Origin of the sequence: Okeania sp. SIO3I5, from assembly GCF_010672085.1 — a bacterium.
Classification (GTDB): domain Bacteria; phylum Cyanobacteriota; class Cyanobacteriia; order Cyanobacteriales; family Microcoleaceae; genus Trichodesmium.
In genome coordinates this window covers 1-1,990 of the sequence record NZ_JAAHHT010000448.1, presented here as the reverse complement: position 1 = coordinate 1,990, position 1,990 = coordinate 1, and the positions used below count along the sequence as shown (strand labels likewise).

Below are 1,990 nucleotides of genomic sequence, written 5' to 3'. Positions count from 1 at the left end.
ATTAATTTATTATCTTTGAAAGAGGAAGTAAAATTCAAAGATTGAGTAAAAATTCAAAGTTACTTTCAAAGCAAATTAGCTAATTTTATTGACTGATTCAAAACCTATTAGTGGATTAGGATATAGAAAAAGCTGACTGTTAATCTCTGAATGCTTCCTTATTTAAACTCTTAAGAGATAGGTGTTATTGAACCAGAACTAATATTACTACAAAAGTGGAATCTTGTTTAATATTTTTACCTCGTATGCTTAGGATATAAATACTTATTCAGACTATTTATAAATCTTGAAGCAAAGATAATTTTCTTGAACATTCAAAGACCAATCATAATTAGAATATTTCACCTTATAAACACCTTTTGCTAAATTTTTTTTAATCAAACGGAAAGGATTCAGCCGTCATTTATTAGCTTTGAGCCATTAATTTATTATCTTTGAAAGAGGAAGTAAAATTCAAAGATTGAGTAAAAATTCAAAGTTACTTTCAAAGCAAATTAGCTAATTTTATTGACTGATTCAAAACCTATTAGTGGATTAGGATATAGAAAAAGCTGACTGTTAATCTCTGAATGCTTCCTTATTTAAACTCTTAAGAGATAGGTGTTATTGAACCAGAACTAATATTACTACAAAAGTGGAATCTTGTTTAATATTTTTACCTCGTATGCTTAGGATATAAATACTTATTCAGACTATTTATAAATCTTGAAGCAAAGATAATCTTATTGAACATTCAAAGACCAATCATAATTAGAATATTTCACCTTATAAACACCTTTTGCTAAAAATTTTTTATCGTCAGAATTTACATATTTACGAGCATAATTTACGATTGCCGTTTCTGTTTTATTCAAACCATCAATATTTGGATCTTGACCATAATTTTTCTCAAAATCTTGACCAAACCATTTAAAAATTGAAGACAAATAAATAGCATTATTTTCACTGTCTATTCTGAAGGCTTGACTATTTCCTAAAAACCTTTTAGCTTGATCGTCTAGTTGTTTTTCTAATTGTTTTCCAGTATAAGGTTCCTGTCTGAGTGGAGGGCAACTTATTGCAGCACAAACTAAGGCAACATGAATTCCTGGTTCATTAAATTCTTTCCGTAAAATCTGATGTTCAATATGGTCTAATGTCATTTTTTCTCCAGCAACATCAAATTTCCTAATCTTCCAAACACCAGGAATTCTTCTAATACTTTTAGTGGGGTAACTATCAATAATAGATTCTAAAGTTAAAGAGTTATAGGCATTAATTAAAAAAGCAATTTTTTCTGAATCCGTCCAAGAATTATAAGTGCTTGGAGTTACAGTTCCAATGGCAGAATTAAACTCATCAAGTTGTTGTCGATTTTCTTTTAATTTTTCGTAGTCAACTAATCCTTGATCGTTGACATACTCTTTTAAAATTGAGGTGTAGGTTTGATAATTAAATGGTTGTCCTGAGGTAGTAGTAAGTCCTTGTGTTTGTTGAGTTTTTTCGCCGATATTTGTAGAATTATTGAATCCACCACAGCTAGTTAAGATTATAAGTATGGGAAATAAAAATAATAATTTCTTGAGTTGATATTTCATAAACTATTTTGCCATTAATAGTGGTTTTATTATTTATCCATGAAAAACTAACAGCATTAATAAGTTCTGAAATTTAGCTTAATTTTGACTGAAAAATTGATATTTATACTAATCCCGAATATTTGCTCTACCTAGAGATAAGTAGATATTTTCTGAAGTTGAGCAACTGCCTCTTGCCTCCCTTCCACTTTTTGCCCGTTTTTCTCACAGATGAAAATTTGACTCTTATATATATAGATAGTCGAAAATTTTTCAGAGACTTTTCCAGAATATTTGCTCTACCTAAAGATAAGTAGATATTTTCTGAAGTTGAGCAACTGCCTCTTGCCTCCCTTCCACTTTTTGCCCGTTTTTCTCACAGATGAAAATTTGACTCTTATATATATAGATAGTCGAAAATTTTTCAGAGACTT

Annotated in this window: 1 protein-coding gene; it reads right to left on the bottom strand. The window is 29.3% G+C overall.

The genetic code is table 11. The features are described from left to right. Positions 1-722: 722 nt before the first annotated feature. Complete coding sequence (locus F6K40_RS39480) at positions 723-1,577, bottom strand: DUF547 domain-containing protein (RefSeq protein WP_293145555.1); 855 nt, start codon at positions 1,575-1,577, stop codon at positions 723-725. Positions 1,578-1,990: the final 413 nt, after the last annotated feature.